The organism is Fructilactobacillus sp. YLN 2507, from assembly GCF_059614085.1.
In genome coordinates, this window is sequence record NZ_CM184303.1 from 41781 (window position 1) to 59114 (window position 17334).

Annotated in this window: 8 protein-coding genes and 3 rRNA genes; 10 read left to right on the forward strand and 1 reads right to left on the reverse strand. The window is 37.9% G+C overall.

Going from position 1 to position 17334, the window contains the following annotated elements; all coding sequences use genetic code 11:
* The first annotated feature begins 109 nt into the window (after nt 1-109).
* The 7 genes from AC0GLY_RS00175 (at nt 110) to rrf (ending at nt 7801) form a co-directional block, all read left to right on the forward strand.
* Nucleotides 110-1108 carry a D-2-hydroxyacid dehydrogenase gene (locus AC0GLY_RS00175; protein ID WP_496611564.1) on the forward strand — a complete coding sequence of 333 codons (999 nt, stop codon included), beginning with the start codon at nt 110-112 and terminating at the stop codon, nt 1106-1108.
* A 120-nt stretch (nt 1109-1228) separates the two neighbouring features.
* On the forward strand, nt 1229-1504 hold the full coding sequence (locus AC0GLY_RS00180; RefSeq protein ID WP_496611565.1) for a DUF3892 domain-containing protein: 276 nt from the start codon (nt 1229-1231) through the stop codon (nt 1502-1504).
* A gap of 129 nt (nt 1505-1633) precedes the next feature.
* On the forward strand, nt 1634-1891 hold the full coding sequence (locus tag AC0GLY_RS00185; protein ID WP_496611566.1) for a hypothetical protein: 258 nt from the start codon (nt 1634-1636) through the stop codon (nt 1889-1891).
* A gap of 287 nt (nt 1892-2178) precedes the next feature.
* Entirely contained in the window at nt 2179-2496 is a 318-nt protein-coding gene (locus tag AC0GLY_RS00190; protein WP_496611567.1) for a hypothetical protein, read from the forward strand.
* A 394-nt stretch (nt 2497-2890) separates the two neighbouring features.
* Nucleotides 2891-4467: ribosomal RNA gene (locus tag AC0GLY_RS00195) — 16S ribosomal RNA — on the forward strand.
* A 219-nt stretch (nt 4468-4686) separates the two neighbouring features.
* Nucleotides 4687-7602: ribosomal RNA gene (locus AC0GLY_RS00200) — 23S ribosomal RNA — on the forward strand.
* An 82-nt stretch (nt 7603-7684) separates the two neighbouring features.
* Nucleotides 7685-7801, forward strand: a 5S ribosomal RNA gene (gene rrf / locus AC0GLY_RS00205).
* Together the 16S, 23S and 5S rRNA genes form the textbook arrangement of a ribosomal RNA operon.
* Before the next feature lie 141 nt (nt 7802-7942).
* On the opposite strand, the gene AC0GLY_RS00210 is transcribed toward rrf, so the two are convergent.
* A complete protein-coding gene (locus tag AC0GLY_RS00210; RefSeq protein WP_496611568.1) occupies nt 7943-9253 on the reverse strand; it encodes an NCS2 family permease in 1311 nt (436 codons plus the stop codon).
* 158 nt (nt 9254-9411) lie between these two features.
* Here AC0GLY_RS00210 and AC0GLY_RS00215 point away from each other — a divergent pair, with 158 nt between their 5' ends.
* The 3 genes from AC0GLY_RS00215 to addA are packed head-to-tail and all read left to right on the forward strand — an operon-like array spanning nt 9412 to nt 17249.
* The gene (locus AC0GLY_RS00215) at nt 9412-9966 is read left to right on the forward strand and encodes an SDR family oxidoreductase (RefSeq protein WP_496611569.1); all 555 of its coding nucleotides are present in this window, start codon (nt 9412-9414) and stop codon (nt 9964-9966) included.
* Nucleotides 9967-9976: 10 nt separating this feature from the next.
* Complete coding sequence (locus AC0GLY_RS00220) at nt 9977-13537, forward strand: PD-(D/E)XK nuclease family protein (protein WP_496611570.1); 3561 nt, start codon at nt 9977-9979, stop codon at nt 13535-13537.
* On the forward strand, nt 13527-17249 hold the full coding sequence (addA, locus tag AC0GLY_RS00225) for a helicase-exonuclease AddAB subunit AddA (protein WP_496611571.1): 3723 nt from the start codon (nt 13527-13529) through the stop codon (nt 17247-17249). Before AC0GLY_RS00220 ends, addA begins: the two co-directional genes overlap by 11 nt.
* The last annotated feature ends 85 nt before the right edge of the window (nt 17250-17334 follow it).

A 17334-nucleotide genomic window follows, 5' to 3' on the forward strand; every position in this document is an offset into this window, starting at 1 on the left:
ATCTTTATCTTATACTGCTTATGTTTGCTTGTAAAATTAATATAAGGTTCTTTTATAATCTGTAACACGTGTGCAATGTTATAATAATCACAAAGGGGGAGGATTTAATATGAAAATTATTGCTTATGGTGTACGTGAAGATGAAAAGCCTTATTTTGACGAATGGAAAGCAGCTCATCCAGATGTTGAAGTAAAAATAGTTTCAGAACTTTTAGATGACAATACAGTTGATAAAGCTAAGGGATTTGATGGGGTTGATGCCTATCAACAAAAGCCTTATACTGCTTCAGTTTTAAATAAGTTAGGTAGTTTTGGAATCAAAGCCTTATCACTTCGAAATGTTGGAGTTGATAATGTTGATGCTGATGCACTTAAACGAAACCAGCTTAAAATTTCAAACGTTCCAGCTTACTCTCCAGCAGCAATTGCTGAACTTTCAGTGACTGAAATGATGCGTTTGCTAAGAAATACCAAAAAATATGAAGACAAGGGTCGCCATGGTAATTTAACGTGGGCTCCTGAAATTGCTGAGGAAATGAATCAACAAACCGTTGGAGTTTATGCAACTGGTCGAATTGGTCGCCAAGTAGTTAAGATTGTTCAAGGCTTTGGTGCTAAGGTTATTGCTTATGATCCATATCCTAATCCTGAATTACAAAAAGAAGGAATTTATGTTGATACACCAGCTGAATTGTATGCTAAATCAGATATTTTAACATTGCATGCTCCTGCTTTAAAAGAAAACGATCATATGATTAATGATGATACAATTGCTCAAATGAAGCCTGGAATTAGAATTATTAATTGTGCTCGGGGATCTTTAATTGATACTGATGCTTTAATTCGGGGGCTTGATAGCGGAAAAATCGCTGGTGCTGCTCTTGACGTTTATGAAGATGAAGTCGGAATTTTTAATGTTGACTTTGGTAGTTTTGATAAAATTCCAGATGCTCGACTTAAGAATTTGATGAAACGGGATAATGTTTTAATTACTCCTCATATCGCTTTTTATACTAAAGAAGCCGTTAAAAACATGGTTGAAATTTCAATGACTGCTAATGCTGATTTAATTAAAAATGGTAAATCAGATGTCGAAGTTAAAATGTAATTAGAGAATAAGATTACTGACTGGTAACAGTTAGTAATCTTTTTTTGCTTCATTTGTAAGATTAAGGATGGGATATTAGTCGCTTTTACTGCTATACTTAATTATAAAGAGGTGATTTGTTTGGCTTCATATGAAATAGTTGGTATTCACTTAAAAGATAATGAGTCAAATAAAGAGCGAAATATCACAGATGTATTACTTAATGATGGAACCATTGAACCTGTTGATTTGGTGGTTAGATATATTAATTCTGATATACCTTATTATTTTGTTAGTCGGGATAAAATTAAAGCAGTTATTGAAGACTATTATCCGCAAAATAAGGCACCTTATATTAAAACTAAGCATAATCAGCTTTTGAATGGACAAAGTTTGTTAAATCTCCCACGATTCTAATTAAGATAATATTAACTAGTTCTAACGAAAATTAAGATTTTTCAAATCATTTAATTTTTAATGCAAGAATGGATGAATTTATAGTTATATGGTGATAGAATATAGTAATTACAAAAGGAGGAATTAATTATGACAGAACAAGCTAAAGAAGAAAAGGCAGTTGCTAAAATTGCTGAGATTATCAATAAACTTGATGAAGCAGTAGCAAAGGATAGTACCGATACAACTGAAGGTCACAAAGTTCGTGCTTGGTTTGAAGAACACCGTGCTCTTCATGAAATCAAACGTACCCTTCATGAAGTTGGTAAAATCGATAAATACGATGAAGAAAGTTACAATCACTTCGTTAAAGACTATGAAAAAGTTTTAAAAGATTTAGATGACTAAACTTTTTTTAATAAAAGGGTCTCATTTGAGGCCTTTTTTTAGTGGGGTAAATTATAGATAGATTTACAACGATAATTTTCAGCTTTGTTAGTAAAGAGAGTTTATTAGTATTTTAAAAATTTAATTAAGTTAAATCATTTTGGATACTTTGAGTACGTTCGTAAAAATTAATATTGTAATAGCATTATGTTTTTTTGATAATTGCTTTTAGAATAAATACGTAAAAACTATAATCTGATGGATTTTTATAGTAAGATTAATGTAAATAGATGAGGAGATTTTTAATTATGGATGCACATTCAAAGAAAAAAGAACTTAAAAAGTTAATCAAAGATCAAGAAAAATTTGAAAAAGAAAATTCTTCTAAGTTTGATGCTAAGCATTTAGCTAACTATGAAGAGCGATTGGATATTGTAGAAAAGTTAATTGATAATGAAGAACAAACTAATGCTTTACGTGATGAACACGTTGAAGAACCCAAAGATGATAAAGAACGCGGAATGGACAAAAATCGTCATGTTGATGATAAGATGAATGATTTAGGACAAGCCCATCGTCGTTTAATTGATAAATTACTCCCGTTAGAAAACATTTTTGATAAATAAAAGTTTAAAAATATAAATAAAGACACTCATAATTTTTGAAAGATTTTAATGAGTGTCTTTTTATTTGATTATTAAAATAAACTTTTTTGTACAGAACCCTTGACCTTTCCTGACCAATGGTTTATAGTTATAAATGTTAAGAGGGACGAAGTCACTCTTAACCTAAAAAACTTTTTTAATTATATTATTCAAAAGAGTTGACATAGTCAACTAATCCGAGTAATATATTATATGCACTGAAAATAGTGCTTGAGTAGATCTTTGAAAACTGAACAAGATTTTGATTACAATAAAGTGTAAGGATAATTTTTAAACTTGGTTTAGAAATTAAACAAATTCAATGTCAATTTGCAAAAACAAATAAATAAATAAGAGCTAGTAAAGTTCTCATTTCTAAAATGAGAGTTTGATCCTGGCTCAGGACGAACGTTGGCGGCGTGCCTAATACATGCAAGTCGAACGAAGTCGCCCATTTGAAGTTTGGTGCTTGCACCAAACTGATTTTGGATCCGACTGAGTGGCGAACTGGTGAGTAACACGTGGGTAACCTGCCCAGAAGAAGGGGATAACACCTGGAAACAGATGCTAATACCGTATAACAACAAGAACCACATGGTTCTTGTTTGAAAGCTGGCCTTGGTGCTAGTGCTTTTGGATGGACCCGCGGCGTATTAGCTAGTTGGTGAGATAATAGCTCACCAAGGCAATGATACGTAGCAGACCTGAGAGGGTAATCTGCCACAATGGGACTGAGACACGGCCCATACTCCTACGGGAGGCAGCAGTAGGGAATCTTCCACAATGGACGAAAGTCTGATGGAGCAACGCCGCGTGAGTGAAGAAGGGTTTCGGCTCGTAAAACTCTGTTGTTAGAGAAGAACGGCTGTGAGAGTAACTGCTCACAGTGTGACGGTATCTAACCAGAAAGTCACGGCTAACTACGTGCCAGCAGCCGCGGTAATACGTAGGTGGCAAACGTTGTCCGGATTTATTGGGCGTAAAGGGAGCGCAGGCGGTTTATTAAGTCTGATGTGAAAGCCTTCGGCTTAACCGGAGAAGTGCATCGGAAACTGATAAACTTGAGTGCAGAAAAGGATAGTGGAACTTCATGTGTAGCGGTGAAATGCGTAGATATATGAAGGAACACCAGTGGCGAAGGCGGCTATCTGGTCTGTAACTGACGCTGAGGCTCGAAAGCATGGGTAGCAAACAGGATTAGATACCCTGGTAGTCCATGCCGTAAACGATGAATGCTAGGTGTTGGAAGGTTTCCGCCTTTCAGTGCCGCAGCTAACGCATTAAGCATTCCGCCTGGGGAGTACGACCGCAAGGTTGAAACTCAAAGGAATTGACGGGGACCCGCACAAGCGGTGGAGCATGTGGTTTAATTCGATGCTACGCGAAGAACCTTACCAGGACTTGACATCTTCTGCCACTCTAAGAGATTAGAGGTTCCCTTCGGGGACAGAATGACAGGTGGTGCATGGTTGTCGTCAGCTCGTGTCGTGAGATGTTGGGTTAAGTCCCGCAACGAGCGCAACCCTTGTCTTTAGTTGCCAGCATTAAGTTGGGCACTCTAGAGAGACTGCCGGTGATAAACCGGAGGAAGGTGGGGACGACGTCAAATCATCATGCCCCTTATGTCCTGGGCTACACACGTGCTACAATGGACGATACAACGAGTTGCGAAACCGCGAGGTCAAGCTAATCTCTTAAAGTCGTTCTCAGTTCGGATTGCAGTCTGCAACTCGACTGCATGAAGTTGGAATCGCTAGTAATCGTGGATCAGCATGCCACGGTGAATACGTTCCCGGGTCTTGTACACACCGCCCGTCACACCATGAGAGTTTGTAACACCCAAAGTCGGTTGGATAACCTTTTAGGAGTCCGCCGCCTAAGGTGGGACAGATGATTAGGGTGAAGTCGTAACAAGGTAGCCGTAGGAGAACCTGCGGCTGGATCACCTCCTTTCTAAGGAATAATTCGGAACCTTACATTAATCAAAATCTTGCTCAGTTTTGAGAGTATCTACTCTCTTAATTTTGTTCTTTGAAAACTAGATAATATTATTTTCTGTAATAATTATATTTTTATATAATTGAACCGAGAAATAACCATTGTGTTATTTTTGAGTTTTTTAATTAGTTTTAATCGCTGAAACTCAAATAATTTATAATCCGTCGGATTATAGGTTAAGTTAATAAGGGCGCATGGTGAATGCCTTGGTACTAGGAGCCGATGAAGGACGCAACTAACTGCGATAAGCTTCGGGGAGCTGTACGTAAGCTTTGATCCGGAGATTTCCGAATGAGGAAACTCGACCAGTGTTATGACTGGTCACTGCATAGTGAATACATAGCTATGCAGAGGCAGACGTGGGGAACTGAAACATCTAAGTACCCACAGGAATATAAAGAAATTTCGATTCCCTAAGTAGCGGCGAGCGAACGGGGAATAGCCCAAACCGAACCCTTGTGGTTCGGGGTTGTAGGACTGAACATTTGAGTTACAAAAGTATTTGATAGTTGAAGTAGTTGGGAAACTACACCAAAGAGAGTGATAGTCTCGTAAATGAAATCAAATACCCTCAGTTCAGGATCCTGAGTACGGCGACACACGTGAAACGTCGTCGGAATCTGGGAGGACCATCTCCCAAGGCTAAATACTCCCTAGTGACCGATAGTGAACCAGTACCGTGAGGGAAAGGTGAAAAGCACCCCGGAAGGGGAGTGAAATAGTTCCTGAAACCATGTGCCTACAAGCAGTCAGAGCCCGTTAATGGGTGATGGCGTGCCTCTTGTAGAATGAACCGGCGAGTTACAGTTGCATGCAAGGTTAAGCCGAAAAAGCGGAGCCGTAGCGAAAGCGAGTCTTAATAGGGCGCCATAGTATGTTGCCGTAGACCCGAAACCAGGTGATCTACCCATGTCCAGGATGAAAGTGCGGTAATACGCACCGGAGGTCCGAACCCGTGTACGTTGAAAAGTGCTGGGATGAGGTGTGGGTAGCGGTGAAATTCCAAACGAACTTGGAGATAGCTGGTTCTCTCCGAAATAGCTTTAGGGCTAGCCTCGGAATTAGAATCATGGAGGTAGAGCCACTGTTTGAGCAAGGGGTCCATCTAGGATTACTGAGTTCAGATAAACTCCGAATACCATTGATTTATGTCCGGGAGTCAGACGATGAGTGATAAGATCCATCGTCGAAAGGGGAACAGCCCAGACCGCCAGTTAAGGTCCCTAAATATATGCTAAGTGGAAAAGGAAGTGGAGTTGCATAGACAACTAGGATGTTGGCTCAGAAGCAGCCACCATTTAAAGAGTGCGTAATAGCTCACTAGTCGAGTGATTCTGCGCCGAAAATTTACCGGGGCTAAGCATATTACCGAGACTGCGGACGCAACTACGTTGCGTGATAGGAGAGCGTTCTAAGGGCAATGAAGGTAGACCGTAAGGACTGCTGGAGCGCTTAGAAGTGAGAATGCCGGTATGAGTAGCGAAAGATCAGTGAGAATCTGATCCACCGAATGACTAAGGTTTCCTGGGGAAGGCTCGTCCACCCAGGGTTAGTCGGGACCTAAGCCGAGGCTGAGAAGCGTAGGCGATGGATAACAGGTTGAGATTCCTGTACTAGTTAATTATGTTTGAACGATGGAGGGACGCAGTAGGCTAAGATTAGCACACGAATGGAAAGGTGTGTTTAAATCGTAAGTCAGTTTAAGAGTTAAATGCTTTTAAGCGAGTTGACAAGCGATGATGAGGATCGAAATTTAAGTAGAGAAGGATCTGACGTCACACTGCCGAGAAAAGCTTCTAGTTAGTAATTAATTACCCGTACCGCAAACCGACACAGGTAGTCGAGGAGAGTATCCTCAGGTGAGCGAGAGAACTATCGTTAAGGAACTCGGCAAAATGACCCCGTAACTTCGGAAGAAGGGGTGCTGGCCTCACGGCCAGCCGCAGTGAAAAGACTCAAACGACTGTTTATCAAAAACACAGGTTTATGCAAAATCGTAAGATGAAGTATATGGGCTGACGCCTGCCCGGTGCTGGAAGGTTAAGTGGAAGTGTTAGCTTCGGCGAAGCACCGAAATGAAGCCCCAGTAAACGGCGGCCGTAACTATAACGGTCCTAAGGTAGCGAAATTCCTTGTCGGGTAAGTTCCGACCCGCACGAAAGGCGTAACGATTTGAGTACTGTCTCAACGATAGACTCGGTGAAATTAAGATACCTGTGAAGAAGCAGGTTACCCGCGACAGGACGGAAAGACCCCATGGAGCTTTACTGTAGCTTGATATTGGGTGTTTACATAACTTGTACAGGATAGGTAGGAGCCATAGAAGCCGGGACGCTAGTCTCGGTGGAGGCGTCAGTGGGATACTACCCTTGTTATGTGAACACTCTAACCCTGCGCACTGATCGTGCGCGGAGACAGTGTCTGGTTGGCAGTTTGACTGGGGCGGTCGCCTCCTAAATAGTAACGGAGGCGCTCAAAGGTTTGCTTAGAATGGTTGGAAATCATTCCAAAAGTGTAAAGGCAAAAGCAAGCTTGACTGCGAGACATACAGGTCGAGCAGGGACGAAAGTCGGACTTAGTGATCCGGTGGTACCAAATGGAAGGGCCATCGCTCAACGGATAAAAGCTACCCTGGGGATAACAGGCTTATCTCCCCCAAGAGTTCACATCGACGGGGAGGTTTGGCACCTCGATGTCGGCTCATCGCATCCTGGGGCTGTAGTTGGTCCCAAGGGTTGGGCTGTTCGCCCATTAAAGCGGTACGCGAGCTGGGTTCAGAACGTCGTGAGACAGTTCGGTCCCTATCCGTCGCGGGCGCAGGAAATTTGAGAGGAGCTGTCCCTAGTACGAGAGGACCGGGATGGACATACCGCTGGTGTATCAGTTGCGCCGCCAGGCGCATTGCTGAGTAGCTATGTATGGATGAGATAAACGCTGAAAGCATCTAAGTGTGAAACTCGCCTCAAGATGAGATTTCCCATTCCTATATGGAAGTAAGACTCCTGAAAGATGATCAGGTAGATAGGTTAGAAGTGGAAGCGTAGTGATACGTGAAGCGGACTAATACTAATCAGTCGAGGACTTAACCAAGTAGAATGAAGATTCAATGGAAGTTAATCGGAAGAAAATAATATTGTCTAGTTTTGAGAGAACGAAGTTCTCACAAAAAAAGTGTGGTGGCGATAGCCTGAAGGATACACCTGTTCCCATGCCGAACACAGAAGTTAAGCTTCAGCACGCCAAAAGTAGTTGGGGGATCGCCCCCTGCGAGGATAGGACGTTGCCACGCAAATGAAAAAGACTTTAGCATACGCTAAGGTCTTTTTTTGTGATTTCACAAAATAGTATTAAAAAAGCCATCATTAGTAAATTATCCCTATTTGGGAATTTCAACTGATGATGGCTTCTTATCTTTTAATGTATATGTAAATTAATCTTTTAAGACTAAAAGAAAAATCACAAAGATAATCGCTAATCCATACATCATCCAACCAACTTGTTTACCACGTTTAGCAGCAATCATTGTAATTGGATAAGCAATAAAACCAAGGGCAATTCCGTCTGAAATACTGTAAGTTAATGGCATTCCAATTGTAATTAAGAATGCAGGAGCGGCAAGCTCAAATTTATTCCAGTTAACTTGTGATAATGACTTAGCCATTAAAACTCCAACAACAATTAAAGCGGGGGCAGTAATCTGCGCAGTAATTACTGCAAGTAAAGGTGAAAAGAAGGTGGCTAGAATAAACATAATTCCAGTAATAATTGCAGTAAAACCTGAACGACCACCAACTGCAATTCCGGCAGAAGATTCAACATAAACACCCATTGGAGAGGTTCCTAATAATGATCCAAACAACATGGTAGTTGAATCGGCAGCTAAAGCTCGGCCTGCACGAGGAAGCTTGTTATTTTTCATATAACCAGCTTGTTCTGCTAAACCAATTAAAGTTCCAGCAGTATCAAAGAAAGTGACTAATAAGAAGGTTAAAACAACCACAAATAGTTGTGGAGTATTAATTTCTCCAACATTATTAAGTGCTGCTAAAAAGGTTGAATGAATACTTGGAATTCCTGCAACTACATGAGTTGGGATATGAATAATTCCTGTTATCATACCAATAATCGATGAAATTACCATTCCAATAAAGATTGCTCCGGGGACCCGAGCACTCATTAAAACAAATACAATAATTAATCCAGCAATGGTTAGTAATGAAGTAGGACTAGTTAATGGTCCCATACTAATTAAAGTACTTTTATTAGCCACTATTAAGCCACCATTATTTAAACCAATAAAGGCGATGAAGAGTCCAATTCCACCAGCGATAGCAGCTTTTAAATCAGCAGGAATTGAATCAATAATCTTTTCTCGTAATTTTAAGGCAGTTAAAATAACAAATAAGATAGCTGCTATGAAAACACCACTCATTGCTGTTTGCCATGGGACATGCATTCCGATACATACCGAGTAGGCAAAGAAAGCATTAATTCCTAAACTTGCTGAAATGGCAAATGGATAATTTGCAATGATACCCATTAAAATACAACCAAACGCAGATGCAAAAGCCGTGGCAGTGAAAACAGCTCCTTTATCCATACCTGCAGCGCCTAACACTTCGGGATTAACAAATAAAATGTAAACCATTGAAATGAAGGTAGTAATTCCAGCTAGGGTTTCTGTTTTATAATTGGTTCCTAGCTCTTTAAATTTAAAAAATGAAGCAATTTTATCAGCCATAAAAATTTCTCCTTTGATAAAAACGTTCGTTATTTTATCGTTAAAATACTTATCCATCATATACTAAACATCATGATTTGGCAAATTACGAACGATGTTCTAAGAATTTAGTAAGATAAAATAATGTTAAAATAGAACTATTAATGAGGTGAACGACAATGAAAACAATTGCTTTAATTGGCAACAACCAAATAGAAGAATTAGTAGCACAACAATTGCACAACAGGTTTAACGTTATTGAAATAACTAATGGAGATTTTACTAAGGAAGAAACTTATCAAAAACTACCAGAAAATTTAGCAATGATGATCTCTTTAGTTGGTCCGATGGATGTCGACTTAGTTATGGAAGCTTTTTTTTCAACCATACGGAAACAACACCTTAAATTGGAACGAGTATTGATGTTATCAACTGCTGGAATTGATAATGAAGTTGCTGGTAATTTAAAGTATCCAGGGGTTAATGATGTTACGGAATATCTTCGGGAACAACGCTATGCCATTAAAGTTATCGATGAAGAAGAAATTCCGTATACCATTTTTCGTCCCGTTAACGTAATTAATGAAAGAGTGGGCACACCAGTTGTAATTAATGAAGGTAAAAAAGTTCCAGCTGGAAATGTTTCACGTGAAACTGTTGCTGATTTTATTGTGCAAGCAGTTCAAACTAATCAATATCAAAATCAATCCATTGCGCTAATCGAAACTGAGTAAGGAGGCAACAATGTCACTTCAATTTATTTTAGGCAAAGCTAGTGATGATCACTTTAGTAAAATAATTGACAATCTTAAGAAAACTAGTGAAAATTCGGACGATCAAGCTTTTTATATCGTACCAAATAATGTTAAATTTGAATCCGAGTTAAATACTTTAAAAAAATTGAACGCGAAAAATAAAGCTACTTATGCTCAAAATCAAGTTCAGGTTTTCTCATTTTCTCGTTTAATTTGGTACTTTTTGAATGGAGAAGCTGATTACCAACTTCCACAATTATCACAAACGGCGATTAACATGATTATTTATCAAATTATTGAAGATCATGAAGAACAGTTAACGATTTATCGCGGAGAAGGTAAACAAGCTGGGTTTATTCAACAGATTGCCCAACAAATTTCAGAATTACAGCAGGGGAATTTAAGTCCAGACGATTTAGATCGTTTAGCTGACTTAGAAGCTAATCAAATTAATCCTGAGCTTCGTAGTAAATTACACGATATTAGTTTAATTTATCGTGAATTTATCCAACAAACTGATGGTAAATATACCTACAATGGAGCTAATTTTGAATTACTACGAGAATATTTAGCGAAACTTCCTGATCAAGAAATTTCAACTATGCATTTCTTCTTTGGTAATTTTGAAAAATTTAGTGCTCAACAACTTCAAATTATTCAATTATTAATTGCACGATCTCACGTGGTAATTGATTTAAATTTGGATCGTAAATATGACCAAGCAGAACCAGACGAAAATAAATTTTTTTATCAATCAGGTAAAATTTATCATTATTTCTATCAATATGCTAAAAACATTGGGGCGCAGATTTATACCGACCAAATGGCTGAAAAACGGGAGCTTAATCCAGGTTTTAACCAATTGGAAGATTATTGGATTTCCAGTAATGAAATAGGACGACCAATTCCTGCTAAATCAATTAAGAATGATGCCATTGAAATTTTAAAGACTAATAATGTTTTTGAAGAATTAAGTCAAATTGCAATTAAAATTCGCCAATTAGTTGCTACGGGTAAATATCGCTATCGTGACTTTTTAGTGGTAACACGCAATTTGAGTCAATATCAAAATATTATTAATCCTATTTTTACGATGCAACAAATTCCATATTTCACTGATATTCAAAAACACATGGATAATCATCCCTTAGTCGAATTAATTGACGCCCTTTTTTCCATTTATCGACCTAATCGGGCACAAAACTATGGCTATGATGATGTGATGCGCCTTTTGAAAACTGAATTACTAATTCCTAAAGTTGATGATGATCATTATTTAGATATCGATGAATATCGGCAAGATTTAGCTTTGTGTGAAAATTTAGTGCTTAAGAATGGATATACCGGCACTCGCTGGACGCAAAAACAAGACTGGATGTATGCAACCTATCTTGACAGTGATGATAACTTGATTGATAAAAATGTTAAAATTTCGCAAAAGATTAACGTTATTCGTCATTTCATCAAAAACACCTTACCACCGTTTTATCGAAAAATGAATAAAGCCCAAAATGGGCGCGAGGCTGCTTTAATTTTATATCAATTTTTAACGCAAAATGGGGTGACAAAGCAACTTAAGACTTGGCAAATTCAAGCCACTGAAGCTGGTAATTTGGAAGAAGCGGGACAAGCTGAACAAGTTTGGAATCAGTTTTGTAGCATTCTTGATGATTATGTAACGGTGCTTGGTGACCATGAGTTTGTTATGGATGATTTTTTGGAATTGCTAAAAGCTGGGTTTGTTGGAGCCAGTTATTCGCAAATTCCGTCAACTTTAGATCAAGTAGCGATTTCTGAAACTGGACGAATTCAATTGCCTGATAAAAAAATTACCTTTGTGATGGGAGCGGACGATGTTAATATGCCCGCTAAAATTGATAATCATAATCTTTTAAATGATAATGACCGAGATCAAATGGATAACTTTTTAGCTGATGATCAGTACATGGTTGATACCAGTGAGCTTCAGATGGTAAGTGAGCCATATGAAGATTATCTAGTTTTCATGACCCCAAGTGACCATCTTTATTTTTCCTATAATTTAGGAGGAAATGGTGATGAAGGATTACGTCAAATATCACCTTATGTTGAGCATATTCAAAATCAGTTTTCGCTACCAGAACAACAATTTAAGAGTCTTCCAGCCGCTGATAGTAATCAAATTGAACGATTTTTAGGATCAGATCGGACCACTTTGAAATATTTAGTCCAAGCTTCACTAGTTGCTAAAAAAACAAACCAGCCACTTAGTGTAGCTTGGAAAGTAGTGCAACATCAACTAGAGAACAGCCCTACAAGTGAAATTCGTGATTTAACCAAAAACTTATTGGGAAGTTTACATTATAAAAATCAACCAGTTGATTTATCACCTGAGCGAGTAATCCAACTTTATGGAAATCGGATTGTCACTTCTATTTCCAAATTAGAAGAATTTTACACCGATCCTTATGAATACTTTTTAAAATATGGTCTTCGACTACGGGAACGAGAAGAGTTCGAAATTAGTCCCGCCAATACAGGGCAATTTTACCATGAAGCTTTAGATAAATTTATTCAAGCGGTACATGACCAAAAGCTTGATATAGCAGAAATGGATCATCAAACGATTCATGAATTAGTTGAAGAAGTAACGCATAAAATTATTGAGGCAGACGTTAATTATCAATATGAAATTTTAAAAAGTTCTCAACGAATGGAATACATTACGAATCAATTAATTGCGACCGTACAACAGATGGCAGAAACCTTACGGAATCAATTTCACTGGTCCAAATTTCGGCCGAAACAAACGGAAATTTCCTTTGGTCCTGGTAAAAAATTCGACCCACTTAGCTTTGATCTACCGGGGCAAAAACAAGTTAATGTTCAAGGAAGAATTGATCGGCTTGATGCAATTAAAGTTGATGGTACGGAATATCTCGGCGTAGTTGATTACAAATCTGGTGATAAAGTAATTGACATGTCGCAGATTTATGATGGAACGGCTATGCAAATGATGACTTATATGGATGCTGTTTTAAAAAACATCAATTTATTAGCTGAGACGAAAGATGCTAAGTTAGCTGGTGCTTTATACATGCACATTTTTGATCCGATTTTAAAACCAAGTGAAGTGAAAAACTGGGAAGACCCAGGTCAAATTGATGATGTGCTATTAAAAAAGCATAAGTACAACGGGTTATTAGTGAAAGATCTCAATTTATTAAAAAACGTTGGTGAAACTAAGATTAGTGATATTTATCCGTTTAAATTTAAACGAGATGGTGATTTAGCTAAAGGAAAAGGGCTCATTTCCCAATCTGACTTAGATAATATGTTGAAACACACCGAAAAATTAATTGAAGCTGCGGCGAAACGAATCTTTAATGGAGAAATCCAATTAGCTCCGGCTGAATATGATGGGAATTCTTTGATTCAATATTCACCATACAAGCCGATTATGCAGTTTGATCCGATGTTAAAAGAAAATAATTACCGAAAAATTGTGAAATTAAGTGATGAAGAAATCTTTGAACGAGTGCGAAAGGAGCTGAAAAACAATGGCCAATGAGTGGACTGCTGGACAAAAACAGGCAATTTACAATGACTTTTCAGGGAATGCCTTAGTGTCGGCTTCTGCTGGATCAGGAAAAACCAGTGTCCTAACGGAACGAGTAATGGATAAAGTAACGGGAACTACTGACCGTCCGGGTATTAACGTTGATCAACTTCTAATTGTGACCTTTACGAATGCCGCCGCTAAAGAAATGCGGGATCGAATTGGGGCTAAACTTCGCGAGAAAGTTAATGAAACTCAAGATAATGAACAAAAACATTATTTCTTGCAACAATTACGAAAACTAAACTCGGCCCATATCGAAACCATGGATGCCTTTTGTCAATGGCTTGTGAAAAAGTATTACTACATTATTAATTTAGATCCAGACTTTCGTGTTTTGACGGACGTGAGTGAGTTAGGTATGATTCGTGATCGCGTTTGGAATGATTTGCGCGAACAATTATATACTAATGATTTAGACGGTAGTTTTGCTCAATTAACCCGAAATTTCTCCAATGATCGTAGTGATGAAGGGTTAACGGAAGTTTTATTTAAGTTGTACGATTTTGCCAATGTTAACGAAAATCCAGAGCAATGGCTTGACCAATTAACTGATTTTTATCAAATCGATGGTCGCTTGACGCAAAGTCAACTGTATCAAAGGTATTTGTTACCAGATCTGGAAAATAAACTTGATCAAATGATTAGTAGTCATCAGCAACAGATTGATAAAGCCGAAAAACAAGGAATTACGAAATTAGCTGATTTTTTGCAAGCGGAATTAGTTAAGTTCCAGACGTTAAAAACGGATGCGAAAACGTTGGTTTGGGATGAGTTACGTAAGGTTTTGCAAGACTTTAAATGGAATCGCTTTCCCAGCATTACCAAAAAGAATGCTGATGAAACGCAATTATTAGTCAAAGATCAAATTAAAGCCGTCCGTGATGCTACTAAAAAGAGTTTAAATAAACTAACCGAGCGTTATTTTTTTGCCAACGAAACTGATAACTTAAATACAATTGAAAATGCACAAAAAATGATTGCTAAATTAGTGGAAGTCGAACATCAATTTACCCAGGCTTATCAAGTGGCTAAGCGGAAAAGGCATGCGTATGAATTTATTGATATTGAACATTTTGCCTTGGATATTTTGACAGGGGATAGTACTGATAGTCAAAATTTGCGGAACCAATTTCAGCATTATTTTGCCGAAATTATGGTCGATGAATATCAGGATAATAATCATCTTCAAGATGCCATTTTGAATTCCATGAAAAATCCAGAACACGCCAATATGTTCATGGTGGGGGATGTCAAACAATCGATTTATCGATTCCGGTTAGCTGATCCTAGCATGTTTATGGATAAATTTAATGCCTATCCAGCTAGTGAAAAAGACACTCGGATTACTTTGCCCGATAATTTTCGATCTGTGAAAAACGTTGATGACTTCACTAATTTAGTGTTTGAACAAATTATGAATGAAGATTTGGGTGAAGTTGATTACACTGGTGATGCTCATTTGCAGTTTGGGGCAAAGGACTATCCAGCTGATTTAGATACCAAAACGGATATTATACTTTATGCCGAAACTGATGAAACACCCGATGAAGCTCAGGTTGTGACGAATGAACAACATCAAGTGGAAATGATTGCGGAAAAAATTGATGATTTGGTGGCTAGTCATTATCAAGTTTATGATCGTAAAACGCAAACGACCCGAGCTTTAACGTATGGAGACATTGCCATTTTATCCGCTACAAAACATAATAATTTTGATATCTCAAGCATCTTTGCTGAGCATCAAATTCCAGTTACAATTGATGGTTCCGAAAGTTATTTTAAAACGACCGAAGTCCAAATTATGATGTCACTGTTACAAATTATCGACAATCCTTACCAAGATATTCCTTTGGTTGCTGTGCTCCGCTCACCGATGGTTCAAATGGATGAAAATCAAATGGCCTATTTACGAATTAATCATAAAACAGGAAATTATTTTGAATCAGTTTTAGAGTTTGCTAAAAATTATGGTCAGCATGGGACGACTGAATTTGGTGACATTGTCGATCAAAAGGTTAAAGTCTTTTTAAAACAATTAGCTGATTTTAAAAACTATGCGATTAAACACAGCCTAGCTGAATTAATTTGGTATATCTATGATCAAACAGGCTTCCTTGATTATACGGGAGGAATGCCAGCTGGCAAGAAACGGCAAGCTAATTTACATGCCCTTTATCAACGGGCGGAAGAATATGAGCGTAATGGATTTAAAGGGCTTTTTGCCTTTGTTCAATTTGTGAAACGACTTCAAAATCGTGATGATGATTTAGCAGAAGCCACAGCTGAGATTGATCCAAATTCGGTAACTGTTAAAACCATTCATGGAAGTAAAGGTTTGGAATATCCGGTTGTGATTTTGATGGATGCAACGCATGGTTTTAATCGAATGGACTTAATGAATAGCTTTATTTTGGACGATAATTTAGGGGTCGGAATTCAATACTTTGATGCTAAACGCCATGAAAAAATTCCAACGTTACAGTATTTGGCAATTAATAATTTAGCGGAAAAGCGGATGCTAGCGGAAGAAATGCGAAAACTATACGTGGCCTTAACGCGTGCCAAACAAAAATTAATTATTACTGGAATTGCGAAGGCAGATAAAAAAAGCGATGCTGAATCGGCAATGCTAGAGTCATGGAATAAGGCTAATCAAAGTGAAGATTTAGTGTTAAATGAATCATTGCGAAGTGGAGCTAAAAACTTTATGAATTGGATTGGGGCAGCCCTCGCTCGCCATCCTAGCTATCAAACTGAATTTGGTACTGAAAATGATGTTCACTTATTAACTGGAGATCAAGCCGATTTTACGGTGCAATTTGTTGAGTTAAAAGATTTTCATGGTATAAAGCCTAGAGTACATGCAAAGTCTGAATTGCAAACTGGGGAGAAAGGTGAAGCAGATGTTGATTACATTAAGCAAATTATGAACTTTAAATATCAATATCCCGATGCAACGCGGACTACTGCTTACCAATCCGTCTCTGAAATTAAAGGACAATTTGATGATCCCGACATTATTCAATTAGGTAGTTTAGCAGCAAAAAATGAAGTCTTGAAAAATACACGTTATAATAATGAAACTTTTGCTGAACCACAATTTTTACAAACAGCTCAAGCCCCAAATTCACGAGAAATTGGAACCGCTACCCATCTAGTCTTTCAAAAGTTAAATGTGTATGAGCTAGTTGACTTAGATGCGATTAATGATTTGATTGCACAGTTAGTCGCTGACAAATTATTAACGCAAGCGGTGGCTGATAAAATTAATCGGGATGCCATTTTAAGTTTTTACCAAAGTGAGTTAGGGAAACGTATCTTACTTTATCCCGAAAACTTACATCGAGAAGTTCCGTTTTCCTTGATTATCAATGCTGGCGAAATTTTCTCGGAATTTCAAAATGATGCAGACCAAAAAATTCTGGTTCATGGGATTATTGATGGCTATTTTGAAGACCCAGAACAGGGAACCACGCTATTTGATTACAAAACGAGCTTTGTAAATCCTAATCACCCAGCACCTGATATGCAAAAAATTCGCGAAATGTATAACGGTCAACTTAATTTATATGCCAAAGCATTGAAAGATATTTTAAAGCAACCGATTCAGCATAAATATTTATACTTATTATCCAATCAAGAATTTTTAGAAATTAAATAAAACCCAGTAACATTGTTATTAGATTGCTAAAGCTGTTAGGGTTTTTGCTATTTTTAATTGGTGTTAGTTTTTCCGACATTAAGTG

What these genes read in the sequence shown, in the direction of transcription:
- AC0GLY_RS00175 (WP_496611564.1), top strand. Translation starts at nt 110, where the DNA reads ATGAAAATTATTGCTTATGGTGTACGTGAAGATGAAAAGCCTTATTTT.
- AC0GLY_RS00185 (WP_496611566.1), top strand. Translation starts at nt 1,634, where the DNA reads ATGACAGAACAAGCTAAAGAAGAAAAGGCAGTTGCTAAAATTGCTGAG.
- AC0GLY_RS00190 (WP_496611567.1), top strand. Translation starts at nt 2,179, where the DNA reads ATGGATGCACATTCAAAGAAAAAAGAACTTAAAAAGTTAATCAAAGAT.
- AC0GLY_RS00210 (WP_496611568.1), bottom strand. Translation starts at nt 9,253, where the DNA reads ATGGCTGATAAAATTGCTTCATTTTTTAAATTTAAAGAGCTAGGAACC.
- AC0GLY_RS00215 (WP_496611569.1), top strand. Translation starts at nt 9,412, where the DNA reads ATGAAAACAATTGCTTTAATTGGCAACAACCAAATAGAAGAATTAGTA.
- AC0GLY_RS00220 (WP_496611570.1), top strand. Translation starts at nt 9,977, where the DNA reads ATGTCACTTCAATTTATTTTAGGCAAAGCTAGTGATGATCACTTTAGT.
- addA (WP_496611571.1), top strand. Translation starts at nt 13,527, where the DNA reads ATGGCCAATGAGTGGACTGCTGGACAAAAACAGGCAATTTACAATGAC.